Source organism: Burkholderia sp. USMB20 (assembly GCF_000949135.2).
Classification (GTDB): domain Bacteria; phylum Pseudomonadota; class Gammaproteobacteria; order Burkholderiales; family Burkholderiaceae; genus Burkholderia.
In genome coordinates, this window is the sequence record NZ_JTAN02000021.1 from 231,053 (window position 1) to 248,198 (window position 17,146).

Sequence of the window (17,146 nt, forward strand, 5' to 3'; positions counted from 1 at the left end):
GTGACGCCGCCCGGGAAGCGGCACGATTGTCGCGCGTCGTTACTTTTTCAGCATGTCGAGCACGGCATCGACCATCGGATGATGCCGGTTCGTATTCCAGACAGCGGCCGCCGTCACGACCATGACCTTTTCCTTCAACGGCCGCACGACGACGTTCTCCGGCGCGAGCTTGCGGGTCGACGCAGGCACCAGCGCCACGCCCTGACCGCAGCCGACGTACGCAATCTGCGACGTCACCGAACGCACCTCGTGAATCACGCGCGGTGTCAGCCCATGCGTGCGGCAGACGGACGTCAACATGTCGAAGTAGACGGGGCTGACCTGTCGCGACGACATGATCAGCGGTTCGTCCATCAACGCGCGCAGCCGCACCCTTGGTATGGCCGCCAGTGGATGCTTCTTCGGCAACGCGACAGCGAGCCGGTCCTCGGCCATCGGCATCGTCGCGATACCGTTCGCTACCTCGCCATCGACGCGTGCAAAGGCGAGATCAAGCTCGCCGGCCTCCAGCGCCGGAATCGCGTCGACGCTGTCGATCTCGTTGACGAACACGGTCAGGTTCGGATGCGCGCGCTTGAGCGCGTCCAGTAGCGGCGGCACCGTGTCGAGCATCGCGGACGTGATCGCGCCGACGTGCAGCACGCCCGACTGGCCGGCCGCTACCTCGCGCACGACACGCTGCAACCGCTCGGCCTGGCCGGCGAATTGTCGGACGGCCGGCAGGATCGCGGCGCCCGCCGGGCTCAGTTGGGTTCCCTGCCGCGAGCGGTAGAACAACTGGATCCTGAGCGACTGCTCCAGTACCTTGATCTGCTCGGTCAACGGCGGTTGCGACATGTTCAGCCGCTTCGCCGCGCGCCCGAAATGCTGCTCCTCGGCGACGGCGAGAAACATCCAGAGTTGCCGAATCAGCCGGTAGTCGATCGTGTTGCTCATGGCGGGTATGCCCGGAGTGAAGCAGCGCGGAAAATGCCGCGGGGGAGGGCGGCGCGGCGCGACATGGTGGTTGCCGGCCGCGCGCGATGTGAGGTTTTTCGTATTCCGGAAATCGTATCACGCAGATATGAAATACGAAATTTACTTGTCACGCTGCCGAAGCGACGATGGCTGCACTTGTCAACGGGAAACAGCATGATGAACCAGCCTTCCTTGCTCGAGCGCCTTGCGTCGCTCGACACCAATACCGTATCCGACGCGCTCGACTTTCTCGGCATGCCTGGCGCAACGGTCGGCCTGCGCCCACTGTGGAACTGCCCGAAGATCGTCGGGCGTGCCAGCACCATTCAGCTCGGTCCGAAAGCCGATGCCAAACCGACCGTGCACCTGATCTCGCCGGTCGTCGACGCGATCGCCACCGACGATCGCGTGCTGGTGATCGCCGGCGGCGCGGACGGAATTTCCTGCTGGGGCGACATTCTCGCGAACGCGGCGACCGCGAAGCGCATTCGCGGCTCGGTGATCGACGGCCTGAGCCGCGACATCGACGGAAGCGAATCGATCGGCTATCCGGTGTACGGACGCGGCATCACGATGATCAGCGCGCGCAACCGCGTGATCCAGATCGATTCCGGCACACCGGTGCAGATGGCCGGTGTGACCGTCCATCAGGACGATTACGTGATCGCCGACCGATGCGGCACGGTGTTCATACCGGCGCGGTGCATCGAGGACGTGCTCGATCTCGGCGAGCGTATCGCGAAGCGACAGGACGGGATGGTCGCCGCCGTGCGTGCCGGCCGCCCGGTCGCGGACGTGATGCACGACAAGGAATTCGAAGCCATCGCGGTGCGCTGACCGCTCATCCTTCTAGCGGAGTTTTGATATGACGAATCCCAACAAGGCTGCGGCGGAAGACCAGGAACTGGTCGCGCTGTTCGAAGGGCTCGATACGCCCGGCGTTTCCGATGCGATGGACAAGCTCGGGCTGCACGGACAGGCGCTCGGCGTCATGCCGTTGGCCAACTACACGAAGGTCGTCGTCGGTCCCGCCTTCACGGTCAAGTACGTGCCCGCGAGCGTGCCGCCCGGCACCGTCGGCGACTTCATCGACGATGTCGCGCAAGGCGACGTGGTCGTGATCGACAACGACGGCCGGACCGACTGCACGGTATGGGGCGACATCATGACCCAGTACGCCGGGCAGCGTGGCATTGCTGGCACCGTGATCGACGGCGTGTGCCGCGACGTGAACAAGGCGCTGGGCGACAACTATCCGCTGTTCACGGCAGGGCGCTTCATGCGGACTGGCAAGGACCGTGTGCAGGTCGAGTCGGTGAATACGACGGTCGCGATCGGCACTGTGCGCGTGGCGGCGCGCGACATCGTCGTCGCGGATGCGAACGGCGCCGTGATCGTGCCCCGCGGTCGAGCGCGCGAAGTCGCACGGGTTGCTCGCCGGATCGAAGAAGTCGAATCGCATATCCGCGAACAGATCGCACAGGGCAAGACGCTTGGCGAAGCGCGAGCGGCGCTGGGCTATCACACACTGCAAAGCAAGGCCTGAACAATGAACCCGACCCAGACTTATGAGCCGGCGCTGCTGGAGCAGGCGCGCAAACTCGGCACCTCCACGTTGTTCGAGGCCTCGGGCCTGTCCACCGGCGCCGTCGATCCGGCGATCCGCACGGTGTGGCCCGGCGCGTCGGTCGCCGGTCCTGCCTTTCCGCTCGAATGTTCGCCGGGCGACAACCTTTCGATTCATATCGCGATGGAGCAGGTGTCGCGCGGCAGCGTGCTCGTCATCTCGACGGGCGGCTTCGTCGCCGGTTACTGGGGCGAGGTGCTGACTGTCGCCGCCGAGGCGGCCGGCGTGGCCGGGCTGGTCATCGACGGTGGCGTGCGCGATATCGCGGCGCTGACCGCACGGCGCTTTCCGGTATTCACGCGCGGCATTTCCATGCGCGGCACGATCAAGGCGAGCGCGCCGTCGGTCGGACAGTCGATCAGCTTCGCGGGAACGCCTGTAGCCGCCGGCGATCTGGTCGTGGCCGACGACGACGGCGTGCTGGTGATACCAGTTGCATATGTCGAGACGACGCTGGCCCAAGGGCAGGCGCGTGCTGACAAGGAAGCGCAAATGATGGACGCATTGCGCGCAGGGCGCAGCACGCTCGAGCTGATGGGTCTGACGAACTGGAGGAACGCTCAATGAGCGCACCGATCGATACGCTGAACCGCTTCCTCGCAGCCGCGCGTCCGTCGGCGACCTACAAGGTGATGGATCGTGTGGCCGCCCGGCGCGCGAGCGGTGCCGCGGTGATTTCGCTGAGCGCCGGCGAGCCGGATTTCGACACGCCGGAACACGTGCGGGAAGCGGGCATCGCCGCGATCCGCGCGGGCCACACGCGCTACACGCAGGTGGCAGGGCTGCGTGCGCTGCGCGAGGCGATTGCCGAGAAGTTCCGGCGCGAGAACAGCGTCGACGTGGACTGGCGCGACACGCTCGTGTGCAGCGGCGGCAAGCAGGTGATCTTCAATGCGCTGGCCGCGACGCTGAACGAGGGCGACGAAGTCATCGTCCCGGCACCGTACTGGGTCAGCTATCCGGAGATCGTGCAGCTGTGCGGCGGTCGCTCCATCACTGTCGCATGCGGCGCGGAAAGCGGCTTCAAGCTCACACCGGACGCGCTGCTGGCGGCGATCACGCCGCGCACGCGATGGCTGATCCTGAACTCGCCGTCGAACCCGACCGGCGCGGTGTATAGCCGTGCGGAGCTGAAGGCGCTCGCCGAGGTGCTGCTCGCGCATCCGCACGTGCTGGTGCTGTCCGACGATATCTACGAGCACCTGATTTTCGATGGCATCGAATTCTTCACGATCGCCCAGGTCGAGCCGCGGCTGCGCGAACGCGTGCTGACGATGAACGGTGTGTCGAAGGCCTATGCGATGACGGGCTGGCGCATCGGTTTCGGTACCGGGCCGCGCTGGCTGATCGATGCGATGGAGAAGTTGCAAGGGCAGCAGACGTCCGGCGCGTCGACGATCTCGCAGCACGCGGCGGTGGCCGCGCTGACGGGGTCGCAGGATTTCATCGCGCATTCCCGCGTCGCGTTCCAGCGACGGCGTGATCTGGTCGTCGAACAACTGAACCAGGCGCCGGGTTTGCGCTGCGATGTTCCGCAGGGCGCGTTCTATGCATTCGCGTCGTGCGAGGGGGTGATCGGCAAGACGACCCGTGCGGGCGTGCAACTGGCGAGCGACGAGGATGTGGTGAATGCGTTGCTCGACGAAGCCGGCGTGGCCACCGTGCACGGGAGCGCTTTCGGGCTCGGCCCGTACATCCGGATCGCTTACGCGCTCGACGACAAGTCGTTGCTGCGTGCGTGCACCGCGATCCAGGATTTCTGCCGGATGCTGACGGCCTGAGCGTCGTTGCCCGGCGTCTGTCATTCCACCCCGGTCGACCCTGTCGCGCCGGGGCGGGCGCTACACCATCCTTACCCGGAATTCGATTAGATGAATGATGAGTTTTCCCAATCGCGCCTGTCCTTCGCCGTCGACAGCACCGACCTGGATGTGTCGGCCATTCATCGCGGCGGCGAGCACGCGCCCGTCGTGTTTCTCCACGGCTTCGGCTCGACCAAGGAGGATTACGCGGACATCGTGCGCCATCGCGAATTCGACGGCCGGCCTTTCGTTGCATACGATGCGCCGGGCTGCGGTGAAACGCATTGCGCGGATCTGTCGAAGATATCGATTCCGTTTCTCGTCGAGACGGCGCTGAACGTGATCGACCGCCTGGGCTTCGATCGATTCCATCTCGTCGGCCATTCGATGGGCGGGCTGACGTCGTTGATGCTCGCACATCTGTATCCGCGGCGCGTGCTGAGCTTCGTCGACATCGAGGGGAACATCGCGCCCGAGGATTGTTTCCTGAGCCGGCAGATCGTCGACCATCCGCGCGACAGCGCCGAGCGGTTCTTCGACGATTTCATCGACCGCACCCGTCGCGCGCCGGCCTACGCGAGCGCGCTGTACTCGGCGAGCCTGCGTCACAAGGTGCGGGCCGAAGCGGTCGGGGCGATCTTCCGCTCGATGGTCGACCTGTCCGACAACGGCGACCTGATGCGCAAATTCCTCGGCCTGCCGTTTCCCCGGATGTTCATGTACGGCGCGCAGAACGCGTCGCTGTCGTACCTGAGCGCGATCGAGGCGCACGGTGTCGTTCTGTCGGAAATCCCGGATTGCGGGCATTTTCCGATGTACTCGAATCCGGTGCTGATGTGGAAGGCGATCGCGAAGTTCCATGCGCGCGTGCGCTGACGCGACGCATTTGGTGGCGGCGCATGTCGTGGAGGCGGTTACCGCACGCGTTCCGCGCGCATGATCCGGTGCGCCGCCGCCAGGCCGAGCACGAGCAGCACCGCGACATACGCGACGACCGCGCTCCACGCACCGTGTTGCCAGAACGAGCCGCCGATCGAGCCCAGCACGCTCGACCCGAGGTAATAGGCCAGCAGGTAGAGCGACGCGGCGTGCCCCTTCGCGGAACCGGCGAGATGCCCGACCCAGCCGCTCGCGACCGCATGGGCGACGAAGAAGCCGATCGTGATCAGCACGATCCCGACGATGATCGCGACGAGCGAATGCGACAGCGTCAGCGCGAGGCCGGCCGCGAACACGAGCATGCCGCTGACGAGGACCGGCGCGCGCCCGAGACGGTCGGCGAGCGCACCGGCGCTCGACGAAGACACCATCCCGAACAGATAGGCACCGAAGATCAGCCCGCAGGCGGTCGCACTCAGGTTGAACGGCGCGGCCGTCAGCCGGAACCCGGCGTAGTTGTAGACGGTCACGAACGCGCCCATCACGAGGAAGCCGATCGCGAACACGTACGGCAGCCGCGCGTGATGCAACTGCGCGTTCCACAGCCGCAGATGGTGACGCAGCGTCAGGTCGGTGCGCTTCACGAAGCGTCGCGACTGCGGCAGCAGCATCACGAATGCGACCGCCGCGACGAGGTCGACCACGCCGATCGTCAGCATCGCGGTGCGCCACGAGAAATACTCTTCGAGCGCGCTCATCCCGATCCGCCCGATCATGCCGCCGAACGCGGTGCCGCCGACGTAGAGTCCCATCGCCAGGCCCAGCCCGTCGGCGGCGATTTCCTCGGCGAGATAGGCCATCGCCACCGCCGGAACGCCGCCGAGCGCGAACCCTTCGAGCGCGCGCCAGAGCAGCAGCAGGTTCCAGTTCGGCGAAATCGCGGCGAGCAGGTTGAACAGCGCGGCCAGCGTCATCGACGCGAACATCAGCCCGCGTCGTCCGACGCGTTCGGACAGCGCGCCCGCGCACAGGATGGAGACCGCCAGCAGCCCGGTCGACAGCGACAGGGACAGCGAGCTCGACGCCGCGCCGATGTTGAACTCGCGTGCGAACGCGGGCAGCAGCGGCTGCACGCAGTACAGCAGCGAGAAGGTGGAAAAGCCGGCGAGGAACAGCGCGAGCGCGATGCGCTTGTAGGCTGCCGAGCGCGGCGACACGCCGATAGGCAGCGCATCCGGCGCGGCGTTCGCGGCGCGATTCGTGGCGGGTGACATTGCGGGAGTGGACATGACAGGTGCCCGATGGGTCAGGGAATGCCCGAATTCTTGCGCACGCTCATGTATATGTCCAATATATGAAATGAACCGTAGCGATACGTTTTGCGACTGGCTTGAAAGCCGCCTCCATCTACCCCGGGATCACATCAACGCATGGAACTTCGGCATCTCCGGTACTTTCTGGCCGTGGCGACCACGTCCAACTTCACGAAGGCCGCGGAAACGCTCGGCATGGGTCAGCCGCCGCTCAGCCAGCAGATCAAGGCGCTCGAGAACGAACTCGGCGTGGCGTTGTTCAAGCGGACCGCGCGCGGCGCCGAACTGACCGTGGCGGGAGAGGTGTTCGCGGAAGAGGCACGGCGCGTGCTCGACGACGCGGAGCGCGCGGCGCGGGCGGCAAGACGGGCGGCGCGCGGGGAGATCGGGCAATTGCGGGTCGGGTTCACCGGGACGGCGGCCTTCAATTCGAAGGTGGCGGACCTGATTCGCCGCTTTCGCGAGGCGTTTCCCGACACGGATCTGACGTTGCAGGAGGCGACCTCCGGCGTGCTGCTCGATGCGCTGGCGGCCGGGCGGCTCGACGTCGCGATCGTGCGTCCGGAGCGCCGCATCGCGGACACGCTGCTGGCAGCGGACTGGGACGAGGAGCCGATGTTCGTCGCGCTGCCGGTCGCGCATCGGCTCGCGCAGCGGCGTCGGATCGATCTGGCGGAGCTGGCCGACGAGGCGTTCGTGCAGGTGCCGCGCGAAGCGGGCAGCGCGCTGTTCGACGACATCGTCGCCGCGTGCAATGCCGCCGGCTTCCAGCCGCGCATGGCGCAGCCCGCGCCGCAAATCGCTTCGGCGGTGACGCTCGTCGCGGCCGGGCTCGGCGTGTCGATCGTGCCGAAGGCGATCACGCAGGTGCAGGTCGCGGGCGTCGTGTATCGGCCGGTCGCGGGCAACGGCCTGCGCGCGAGGCTCGCGATTGCGTCGCGGCGCGACGATCCGTCGGCGGTGGTGCGCAATTTTCTGGCGCTGGCCTGGTAGCGCGGGACGCATTGCGTCGCGCCTCGCCGCCGCGTCGGGGGAATGTTCCGATTGACGAACCGCGAACTTTGTCCGGAACGAACGCTGTCGCGGTTCCGCCGCTGCCCGATCACCCGGCATGCGGGTTTCGATTCGTATGTTCCGGAGGTGGCGTGGACTATAAATGGAGGGGTGTACCGGTGCTTGTCGGGCGTCCGCGCGTCTCGCGCGGGTCGGCGCTGCGACTGCCCGGGGGAGGTGCACTGTGGTTCGCCAGACGCTTGCTCGCGCCGTGCTTCGCACCGCGTTGATCGGGGGCGTATTCGCCCTGGTTTTGGCGGCGCCGCCGGCCGCTGCCGGGACCGTCGCGCCGCCCGCCACGCCACCGGTGATGAAGAACAGGCCCGCCGCACGGTCTTACTCGATGCCGGTCGACTTCTCGGCGATCGTCGACCGCTACGGCCCGGCGATCGTGACCGTCATGACCGCGGCGACCGACCAGCAGGCCGGCGGGCCGTCCTTCGTGTACCTCGATCCCGACGATCCGCTTGCCGCGTTCTTCCGCCGCGGCGCGCCGCTGCCGCCCGCGCAAGGCGCGCAGGCGCCTGCGCCTGATTCGTCGCCGCGCGCGATCGCGGGCATCGGTTCGGGCTTCATCGTCGGGGCCGACGGGGTGATCCTGACTTCCGCGCATGTCGTCGCCGATGCGACCGACGTGACGGTGCGACTGGCCGATCGTCGAGAGTTGAAGGCGACGGTGGTGACCGTCGATCCGCAGAGCGACGTCGCCGTGCTGCACATCGACGCGACAAAGCTGCCGGTCGTGCATATCGGCGATTCGTCGCGGGTGCGTGCCGGCGAACCGGTGATGACGATCGGCGCGCCGGACGGCTCGGGCAACACGGTCACGGCCGGCATCGTCAGCGCGACGTCGCATGCGCTGCCGGACGGCAGCGCGTTTCCGTTCTTCCAGACCGATATCGCGGTGAACCCCGACAACTCGGGCGGCCCCGTGTTCAATCGCGCGGGCGACGTGATCGGCATCGCGGTGCAGGTCTATACGGACGCCGACCGCTATGCGAGCACGACATTCGCGATTCCGATCGCGCTCGCCATCAAGGTGCGTGCGCAGGTGCAGGCGCAGATGCGGGCCAATGCGCAGGCGGCGCAGCGCACGTCGTCCGGCAATGCGCTGGGCGTCGACGTGCAGGATGTCGGCGTCGGGCTGGCCGCGGCGTTCGGCCTGCCGCGTCCGGCGGGCGCGCTCGTCAACGGCGTCGATGCCGGTTCGCCCGCCGCCGCGGCCGGCGTGAAGCCCGGTGACGTGATCGTGAAGTTCGGCGGCAAGCCGATCGGACGGTCGGCCGAGCTGAACGACCTGGCCGCCGCGTTGCCGCCCGGTGGAAAGGCGCCGCTGCGGCTGATCCGCAACCGCACGCCGATGATGCTGACGGTCACGGGAGCGGGAGCGGGGGCCGGCGACGCGATCGACAACGCGGCCGCGACGGGCAGCAGTGCGGGCAGCGCGGGCACGGTCGGCGCGGCCGGTGCCGCCGGCGTGGCGATGGCCGCCGCGCGGCCGGCAGACTCCGGCGATCGGCTCGGGCTGACGATGCATCCGCTGAGCGACGCCGAACGGCGTTCGACCGGGCTCGCGGTCGGGATGATGGTGGATGCGGTGCACGGGCCGGCCGCGAATGCGGGCATCCGGCCCGGCGACGTCGTGCTCGAACTCAACGACACGCTGCTCGAAACGCCGGACGACGTGCAGGCGCTCGAAGCGAAAGGCGGCGTGATCGCCGTGCTGATTCAGCGCGAGAACGCACGCAAGTTCGTGTCGGTGCGGGCGCGCTAGGGTGTCGACGGGGGCGCGGGCAAGAGCGGCGGCGCTCCGTCGATTCGTCATGTAGACGATGCAGCGCATGCGACGGCTTGACCGGAAACGGCGAACAGGTTGCGACGCGCTTCATGGGCGCCCCTGATCGCGACGACGCGCAACGCGTGGCACCGGAATCGAGCGCACGTCGGCCGATGTACGTTGCACTCACGCCATGCCAGCAGTCGCATCGTTACGCATGCGATATTCAGTCGGCGTTGTCGACAGGTATTTCCGGAACAGCCTCGCCAGTTGGGCGCCACTGTTGATGCCGCAGCGACGCGCGACCTTGTCGACCGGCAAGCTCGATTCCACCAGCATCCTGCAGCTCATGTTCAAGCGCGCGCGTTGCAGGTAGTCGGATGGCGTCATGCCGATCTCGCTCTTGAACCTTCTCAGGAAGTTGCGCTCGCTCATGGCCGCGACTTGCGCCGCGGCATCGATCGAGACGGGCCGGTCGACGTTCGCCTCCAGCCAGCGCGCGGATGCCGTGATCTGCTCGCTCACACGTGGCGCGTTGCTCGCCGCAACGAACGCATCCGACGGTGCAGGCGCCGGCATCGCCAGAGACCCGGACACTTGCCGCGCGAGCTCGCCGCCCAAATCGTCTTCGACCACGCGCAACGCAATGCGAATGGCATCAGGCTCGCCGCCCGGCGATCTGGCGGCATGCATGTCGGGCGTGTCGTTGGCGGCACGAAATCCGCTCGGAAGACCGGCCGCATCCAGGAGAAGTTTTCCGTTTGCGATCGGATGAACGGTTTCGCATAGCTGATGCTGGCGGCGCAGCCAATCAATCAGCCGCTTGTCGCGACAGGCCGGATCAGCAGCCGCTCCACCGGCGACGAACATGATCTGCTTGCCTTCCACGCGCCGCCGCGAATCGATGCTTTCCGTCCAGACGAAGACCGATGAAGAGGCGGCAATTCTGCCGCCGGCAGCGGACACCAGCGATACGTCATAGCGCGCCTCGCCGGACGGACGAGCTGTCGTCAGCGCACTTGCTTTATGAAAAATCTCGATGATCGCCGCGACGTCGTGCAGTGCAAATCCGTTGGACAGCACAATGTCGACTCGCGTCGGCGCCCCTGCGGTGGGCATCCGCGAGCGAGACATGGTGGAGTGCTCCGATTCCATCGGTGATTCCCCAAGGATGTTGTTGACCGGCAGCGGCCCGCTTCGGGCTCTGCAACTCGAAGCCGTTGACGCATGCCTTACAGGCGGCCTTCGACAACTATCGCGTGGCCGGATTCGACAGCCTGTGGCCGCCTGAAACAGGCAAGCACCCGCGGACATGCGGCCCCGAGAATTCTAGAAAGGGCGGTCGGGTCGGCTTGACACTCCGTCTCAAAAAATCGGAACTTCTATCGGATGCGCGGGGCCCGGTCGAATTGCCGAAAGCACGAGCGATCAGGCTCGCCTTCGCGCAGGTGGTGAAATCGCGATTCGCAAACGATTGCGTGATGCTGAAGAAGCGGGAGGGGACGCGCCGTGTGCTACGGCAAAGCACGTACTGGTATGCTTCCCATGCTGCACTAGCGCGTTCCGGGCGAGCGATTGGATCGATATGGCGTTCAGGAGTGCTGGGCAGATCAAAGCCGGACGAAAATCAGCGAAGAGCGCCGCATTGAACGACGACCCACTACACACTGCGATACCGCCAGGCCGCCTGTTGTTGCCGCCGGAGCGGCCGGTGCTCGCGCCCGGCATCGTGCACAGCAGTTTCAGCGTTCACGGCGACGCCCGTCGAAGCTTGCTGGCCTGGCAAGAGCGTATGAGTCCCGTCTACGACATATTGCCGTCGTCGAAGCAAGCCGAGGATACGTTCGATGCATCGATGTCCCGTTACACGATCGAGAATCTGAGCATCTTCGACTTTCGCACGGGGCCGAACCTGGCCGTGCGATCGTTGGGTCGGGTTTCGACCGAGAGCGTGCGGGACGTCTCGTTCAGCATATATCTTGAAGGGTCGCCGGGGCAGTTCCTGGGCGGCAAACCACGGTCCGACGCGCCGCACGTGCCGCACGTGCCAAGTATCCTCGCCCTGGACATGGATCAGCCGTGCACGATCCGGAGTTTTCATAGCCGGATACTTCTCCTGTTTGTGCCACGCGCACTGGTGGAAAAGTCATTCCCCGATGCGGCCTCGCTGCATGGCCGCTGGATTCACGCCACCGATCCGCTGACGCGCATGCTGATCGAGCATGTGGTGGCGCTCAATAAGACCATCGTCGGACTGAGCAAGGATGAAGCGCATCGGTCCTTGCTCACGGCGGTAGAGTTGATCGTTGCAGCCTTCTGCCGCCAGGCGGGTCTTGCCGGCAATGCCCGCGCGGCGGTCCGCGCTGCTGTATACGGGCAAGTGCGGCGGCACGTCGAGGCAAATCTGCATGATCCGAATCTGTCGCCCGACAGCGTGTTGGCGTCGCTTAATCTCTCACGCGCCAGCGTGTACCGCATATTCGAGCATGAAGGGGGCTTGGCCGCTTATATCCGCAACCGCAGGCTGCGAATGGCGGCCGATGAACTGGTGCGCTTTCCCCATGTGGAGGTACAGGACGTTGCCTCGGGGTTGGGCTTCAATGATGCGTCAAGCTTTACACGTGCATTCCGTCGCGCCTTCGACATCTCGCCACGGGAATTGCACGAGTACGCGCCGTTGTTCCAGCATGGGGATACAAAACGGGAGCGCTTCACGAAGAGGCAGGGTTGAACGGATTGGCTCGTCGACTGCGACGAACCTGGGTGGCAGCCGTGTTTCGATAGCTGCTCGAAGGCGGTGCCCCCGACCTGCACTCAGGGTGTTCAGAACCTGGTGAATGCTCAACCCGACGGATGGGCGCCGCGGCGACATGCTACGATCAATGCGATCCGACTTTCATCCCGACGCACCATGACGACAATGTATGAATTGCTCGGTGTGCGCGAGAACGCCACCGACGAGGAAATCAAGCGCGGCTACCGGAAAGCAGCGATGAAAGCGCATCCCGACCGCAACGTCGGGTGCGAAGCGGACGCGCATGCGCGATTTCAGGAGATCAAGGAAGCATACGCGATTCTCTCGGACCCGAAGCTGCGCCGCGTCTATGACACCGTTTACGCAGAGGAAATGCTCCGTCATGCACGGCTTCGCGAAGAAGAGGAACGCCTGAAGGCAGAGCGCGAAGCGGAATATGCGCGGTTCGTGGCATTGGCGATGCGCTTCGCCGAGCAAGGGCACAATCGCGACGTCGTCTTCGGTGTTCTGCTCGGCCGTGATTGCGATGTTCAACTCGCCGAGCGCATTGCCGGCAGCGTGGTCGAGCTGCATGCGTCTCGCCAGCCGGACGCATCGCGGGACGGGCAGCGTGATGAGCAGATGCCGCAATGCGACGAGGGGGCGACACAGGAGGCATCGGAGCAGGCGCCAAAGAGCGACGCACGAAGGAGTGACGAACACGCGCATACGGACTTTTTCAGCGCTCTGTGGCACGGCGTGTTCGGGCTGCGCCAGTGAGTGCTGGTGGGGGACCGGGCTTGCGAATGCGGAACTCGACCGCGATCGGTGGCATCTTCGGGGGAGGTTCTTCGAGCGACTGCTTCATGAATTGACGGCTAATTGGGCAGTATTCGGCTGCGGATTCAACCCGTCGATGCAACGAATTGATGAAATTTCTCGATCGGTGTATCGAAGTCTAGTGTCTTTCGCGGACGTTCATTGAGCCGCCTGGCTACAGCGTTGAGCTTTCGCAGACGCTTCGCGACTGCGTAGCCAACCAATCCGATTGATTGACAAGCGTTCATAACCGCCGCGAGTTTCGGTCGGTCGTTGGGCCATGGATGCCCGGATCGTAGACGATCAATGCTTTGCCGATCAACGATGCATGATTAACTGACGCGGCGTCTGGATTGATTCGAACATGGGATGTCGGAGATGTATAGAAAATTGGTATGCGTGCTTGCCATAGGCCTGATTGTGACGCAGGGTTGTTTTGCCCTGACGGTTGACGAACTGATGCGCGGTCTGGATCAAGCACTTGGCGACAAAGCATCTTCTACTACCCAACTCGCCGCCTACGTCACCGGCTACGTTCATGGAAGCGCAGAGTACGGGCGGACACTGGGGCTCGTCTGTGACGAATCTGGGCTGCGTTCAACGAACGACGAGCTGCGAGCGGTCCGAATCTATGTGGGCGCTAATCCAGACCAATGGCGTGACGGTGCACAAATATTGATTAATCGTGCGCTCATGTCACCCCGGTGCCGCCATTGATCGGTGCCTGCCGTACCTGACGGGCATCGGCCAGGAAGGGACATTCGGCGTCAGATCCGATGGTTGGGGTGCGTCGTTCAGAAACATTTCTTGACGTCTTGCCGCCGTCGCAGTCCGGCCAAGATCGGCCGTTCGCCTTTGCCGCCGTGTTGTCATTCGAGCGACGGCTCTGCTATCTGTTGACCGACATTTTCCGAACGTTGGATCGGCGCGCGCAGCTCGCTTCGCGTTGCAGCGGTAGAACCCTAAAAAAATGTAACCTTTTCGTCGCCGTAGCGGCATTGACGGTGATTGCGAAGGCGTCTCTTGTGCTAGGAAAACCGGGAACTCGGAGTCGTTATCGCGGAAACTCTGGCCGTCCATCTTCGCTGCACGGACGATCGGGTGACAAATGCATAACGCGCCGTAGCGGCAGGCATGGACAGGTAGCTTCTAATGTGGAGTGGCGCGGTCTCCAAATGCCTTGTGTAGCGCTTCTTGAAACTTTTCAGCGATTTTCGCGAATCCCTTGTGCGTAGGATGCAACTCGTTAGCCCAGTCTTCGTTATCAGGATTCAACGCCGATTGCGTTCTCACAACTATCACGTTCTCGGCAATGGTCGGAAGTTCGCCGAGCATCGTTGCGAATTTACAGAGGATCGTGGAGACGATGCTACGTCCCGCCGTGAAAAATCTAGGGTCCACCTCGAAAGTGGTCCACCCTCGATCGGCGAATGACGGATGTAGCCATGGTCCAACGAGTCCGTCGCAGATGGAAGCGTTCGTCGGCGTGGCGAAATCATATTGATGGAAGAAAAGGTAGGAGCTTCGAGCGTACTGATTACGTATATCGATTAAATCCAGATATGCCCGCTTCACTATGTCCATGATATCTTGCAGCGCGTCAGTATTGACAGCGTTCGCTGGGTCATGGCCGACGGATGCAGCATCTTTCAACCAGAACCGGAATGCATCGCCGACTAGGTCATTGCCACCGCCAGAGAAAAGGATCGCATCGAACGGCGCGAGCGCTGGATCTTTGAGCGTCGCTATCAACCTATCGCGCTTGGAGGCTCCGAGTAACGTAGTCGTAGCATCGCCATAATGCGCAAGCTTCAATGGTTTTGGGTGAAGGTTCATCAGCCCCGTCAGCGACACGATTACGTCCGTGGGAAGATGGCCGAGCGACGGCACCGGATAGTCGAACCATGAATCACCAACTGCCAGTAGATTCAGTGGCTGTACAAGCGCGCCAGCGAAGTTCTTTCGAGCGTCATCCAACTGACGTTTGTGCTCCACTCGACGCGCCTCGATGTCTGATTGAATCTGTTGCTGCAATTGACGATAGGCGTCTAACGTATCGCGAGCCATGTGCTACTCCCGGGAACAGACGATCTGAATGACGATTTAGGATGTATGTACCGCCGAATTGAGAATAGGCGAGAAGCAGGTTAAGTCAATTCGTAGTGAAATAGCACGTCAAAGCCGCATGGACATTCATACCTTCATCTAGGAGAACCACCAAGTCTGCCGGCATGGCAGCTCTCTCGAGATCGTCGGCGTTTGACCTTTCGATTCACAACGCTGCTCAATGTAGAGCGGCGGTCCGAGCAATGACCGCATCGCTCTTACAATCGCCGTTCATCATCCATGCGGCACAATGTCAGAAACGGGTCGAGTTCTGCCGACCGTGTCGGGCGGTAGCCGGCCAAGAGCGGCCAATCACAATTCGCTCGCAAAGTCCGCTTACCAGTGGGGAGCCGCCCTCTACGCGGCGACGGCGAACAGCGGGTCGTCGGCCTAGACTTCGGTTCACAACCTTGCGTTCGCGCCTCCCGTCGGCTCGGTTATGCTCTAGCGGATACCTTGTTCGCGGACGGCGAGATACCCGAGCGCCGTCACGCGACGCTGGCAGGAGTACGGGCGAATGAATAACAACACGCAATCGGAACTCGCGTCAGACGCGCCGCATGATCGTACGCGCCGCAAGCTGTTGCAGGCGGGCATAGCCGGCGCCGGCGCCGCTACACTGCGCCCCTGGCTGTCGTGGGCTGCACCATCAGGCGTCGTCGTCAACGACGTGACGCTCCTCAACCCGATCTGGGTGGATCGTTTGCTCACCCCGCGTACGACGGACGAGATCCGGATGGCGCTCGCCACATGGACTGGCCCGGTCTGCATTGGCGGCGGCCGTTACAGCATGGGGGGACAGATTGCCACTGAACATAGCCTGCACCTTGATATGCGCCAGTTCAATCGAGTGCTTGATTACTCGCCTAAGGACAAGGTTGTGCGTGTGCAAAGCGGGATACGTTGGCGCGACCTACAGTCGGTCATCGACCCGCACGACCTCTCAGTGAAAATCATGCAGAGCTACGCCAACTTCACAGTGGGCGGGGCGCTGTCGGTCAACGCGCATGGGCGCTACGTTGGTGCGGGCCCGGTTATCAACTCCGTGCGCGCACTGCAAATTGTGCTCGCTGATGGCTCGGTGGTGGAGGCGTCCCGCAACACCAACGCCGACTTGTTCCACGCGTCCATTGGTGGCTATGGCGCGCTCGGGATTATCACCGAGGCCGAGTTTGACCTCGCGCCGAATGTCACCATGGAACGCCAGGTACACCGCATGCAGGTTGCCGACTACCCCAAATTCTTCGATGACCACGTACGCGGGAACGAACTGGCCGTCTTGCACAACGCTGATCTGGCGCCACCCGACTTCGAGCAAGCCACGTCCGTTACCTGGCTCACCACCGGAAAAGCCCTGACCGTCTCAGATCGGCTAGTCCCGCCGGGGCAATCGTACGAATTCGACCAAGCCGTCATGTGGGGCGTAGCCAAATTTCCTGGCGGCCAGTCGTTTCGCAAGGATGTGGTCGACCCATTGCGCTACCTCAGCCACCCGGTCGTGAAGCGCAATTACGAGGCAAGCCAGGACGTCGCCTCACTCGGACCTATTGCCACCGGAAACAGCACCTACGCGCTGCAAGAGTATTTTGTGCCGATTACCCAGTTCGACGCCTTCGTATCGCGAATGGCCGCCATACTGCAGACGCATCGAACACACGCCGTCAACGTTTCCGTTCGGCACGCACCCGCCGATCATGCCTCTTGGCTGGGCTGGGCACGCGAAGAGGTGTTTTCATTCGTACTCTATTACTGGCAACGGGTGTCCGCCGCGGATCGCGAGGAAGTGGGCACGTGGACACGCGAAGTCATCGACGCCGCGTTGTCGCTCGGGGGCACCTATTATCTGCCGTATCAACTGCATGCGACACGCGAGCAGTTTGCACGTGCCTATCCCAACGCGCCGCGCCTTTTTACACTCAAGGCACAAGTGGATCCGAGCAATCGATTTCGGAACAAACTATGGGATAAGTACAGCCCTCGGTAGCGTAGGTCCGTCTCATGCAGACAGCGGAGCGGACAGTCGTGGACATTGTCCGATTGGCTCTAACGGGTCGGCTACAGCCAAGCGCGTTGTGCTGC

The 17,146-nt window shown here is 63.8% G+C and carries 15 protein-coding genes; 11 read left to right on the top strand and 4 right to left on the bottom strand.

What is annotated here, in order from left to right:
• Positions 1–39: 39 nt before the first annotated feature.
• Positions 40–936: a LysR substrate-binding domain-containing protein gene (locus PL79_RS31380; RefSeq protein WP_044843317.1), complete on the bottom strand. Its 897-nt coding sequence runs from the start codon at positions 934–936 to the stop codon at positions 40–42.
• 198 nt (positions 937–1,134) lie between these two features.
• Between PL79_RS31380 and PL79_RS31385 the strand changes: the two genes are divergently transcribed.
• The 5 genes from PL79_RS31385 (at position 1,135) to PL79_RS31405 (ending at position 5,262) form a co-directional block, all read left to right on the top strand.
• Entirely contained in the window at positions 1,135–1,794 is a 660-nt protein-coding gene (locus PL79_RS31385; RefSeq protein ID WP_044843347.1) for an RraA family protein, read from the top strand.
• Between the two features lie 28 nt (positions 1,795–1,822).
• Positions 1,823–2,503, top strand: a complete 681-nt coding sequence (locus tag PL79_RS31390; protein WP_044843318.1) for an RraA family protein — start codon at positions 1,823–1,825, stop codon at positions 2,501–2,503.
• Between the two features lie 3 nt (positions 2,504–2,506).
• Entirely contained in the window at positions 2,507–3,151 is a 645-nt protein-coding gene (locus PL79_RS31395; protein ID WP_044843319.1) for an RraA family protein, read from the top strand.
• A complete protein-coding gene (locus PL79_RS31400) occupies positions 3,148–4,365 on the top strand; it encodes a pyridoxal phosphate-dependent aminotransferase (protein ID WP_044843320.1) in 1,218 nt (405 codons plus the stop codon). The genes PL79_RS31395 and PL79_RS31400 overlap by 4 nt, the downstream gene beginning before the upstream one ends.
• Positions 4,366–4,455: 90 nt before the next feature.
• Positions 4,456–5,262, top strand: coding sequence for an alpha/beta fold hydrolase (locus PL79_RS31405; RefSeq protein WP_044843321.1), 807 nt, complete (start codon positions 4,456–4,458; stop codon positions 5,260–5,262).
• Between the two features lie 38 nt (positions 5,263–5,300).
• Here the strand turns inward: PL79_RS31405 and PL79_RS31410 are convergent, their stop codons facing one another.
• Positions 5,301–6,554: an MFS transporter gene (locus PL79_RS31410; protein WP_044843322.1), complete on the bottom strand. Its 1,254-nt coding sequence runs from the start codon at positions 6,552–6,554 to the stop codon at positions 5,301–5,303.
• A gap of 141 nt (positions 6,555–6,695) precedes the next feature.
• On the opposite strand from PL79_RS31410, the gene PL79_RS31415 reads away from it, so the two are divergent.
• Together PL79_RS31415 and PL79_RS31420 are read left to right on the top strand one after the other, a co-directional pair.
• On the top strand, positions 6,696–7,571 hold the full coding sequence (locus PL79_RS31415) for a LysR family transcriptional regulator (protein ID WP_044843323.1): 876 nt from the start codon (positions 6,696–6,698) through the stop codon (positions 7,569–7,571).
• A 244-nt stretch (positions 7,572–7,815) separates the two neighbouring features.
• Entirely contained in the window at positions 7,816–9,405 is a 1,590-nt protein-coding gene (locus PL79_RS31420; RefSeq protein WP_044843324.1) for a trypsin-like peptidase domain-containing protein, read from the top strand.
• 189 nt (positions 9,406–9,594) lie between these two features.
• Here PL79_RS31420 and PL79_RS31425 read toward each other — a convergent pair whose 3' ends face one another.
• On the bottom strand, positions 9,595–10,563 hold the full coding sequence (locus tag PL79_RS31425; RefSeq protein WP_082088423.1) for a GlxA family transcriptional regulator: 969 nt from the start codon (positions 10,561–10,563) through the stop codon (positions 9,595–9,597).
• A gap of 490 nt (positions 10,564–11,053) precedes the next feature.
• Between PL79_RS31425 and PL79_RS31430 the strand changes: the two genes are divergently transcribed.
• The 3 genes from PL79_RS31430 to PL79_RS31440 all read left to right on the top strand — a co-directional run bounded on the left by PL79_RS31430 (position 11,054) and on the right by PL79_RS31440 (position 13,678).
• Positions 11,054–12,139: a helix-turn-helix domain-containing protein gene (locus PL79_RS31430; protein ID WP_235879361.1), complete on the top strand. Its 1,086-nt coding sequence runs from the start codon at positions 11,054–11,056 to the stop codon at positions 12,137–12,139.
• A 180-nt stretch (positions 12,140–12,319) separates the two neighbouring features.
• Entirely contained in the window at positions 12,320–12,922 is a 603-nt protein-coding gene (locus PL79_RS31435; protein WP_044843325.1) for a J domain-containing protein, read from the top strand.
• A gap of 408 nt (positions 12,923–13,330) precedes the next feature.
• Positions 13,331–13,678: a hypothetical protein gene (locus tag PL79_RS31440; RefSeq protein ID WP_135801188.1), complete on the top strand. Its 348-nt coding sequence runs from the start codon at positions 13,331–13,333 to the stop codon at positions 13,676–13,678.
• A 432-nt stretch (positions 13,679–14,110) separates the two neighbouring features.
• On the opposite strand, the gene PL79_RS31445 is transcribed toward PL79_RS31440, so the two are convergent.
• Positions 14,111–15,028, bottom strand: coding sequence for a hypothetical protein (locus tag PL79_RS31445; protein ID WP_135801189.1), 918 nt, complete (start codon positions 15,026–15,028; stop codon positions 14,111–14,113).
• 556 nt (positions 15,029–15,584) lie between these two features.
• Here PL79_RS31445 and PL79_RS31450 point away from each other — a divergent pair.
• Positions 15,585–17,051, top strand: coding sequence for an FAD-binding oxidoreductase (locus PL79_RS31450; RefSeq protein WP_082088425.1), 1,467 nt, complete (start codon positions 15,585–15,587; stop codon positions 17,049–17,051).
• Positions 17,052–17,146 lie beyond the last annotated feature (95 nt).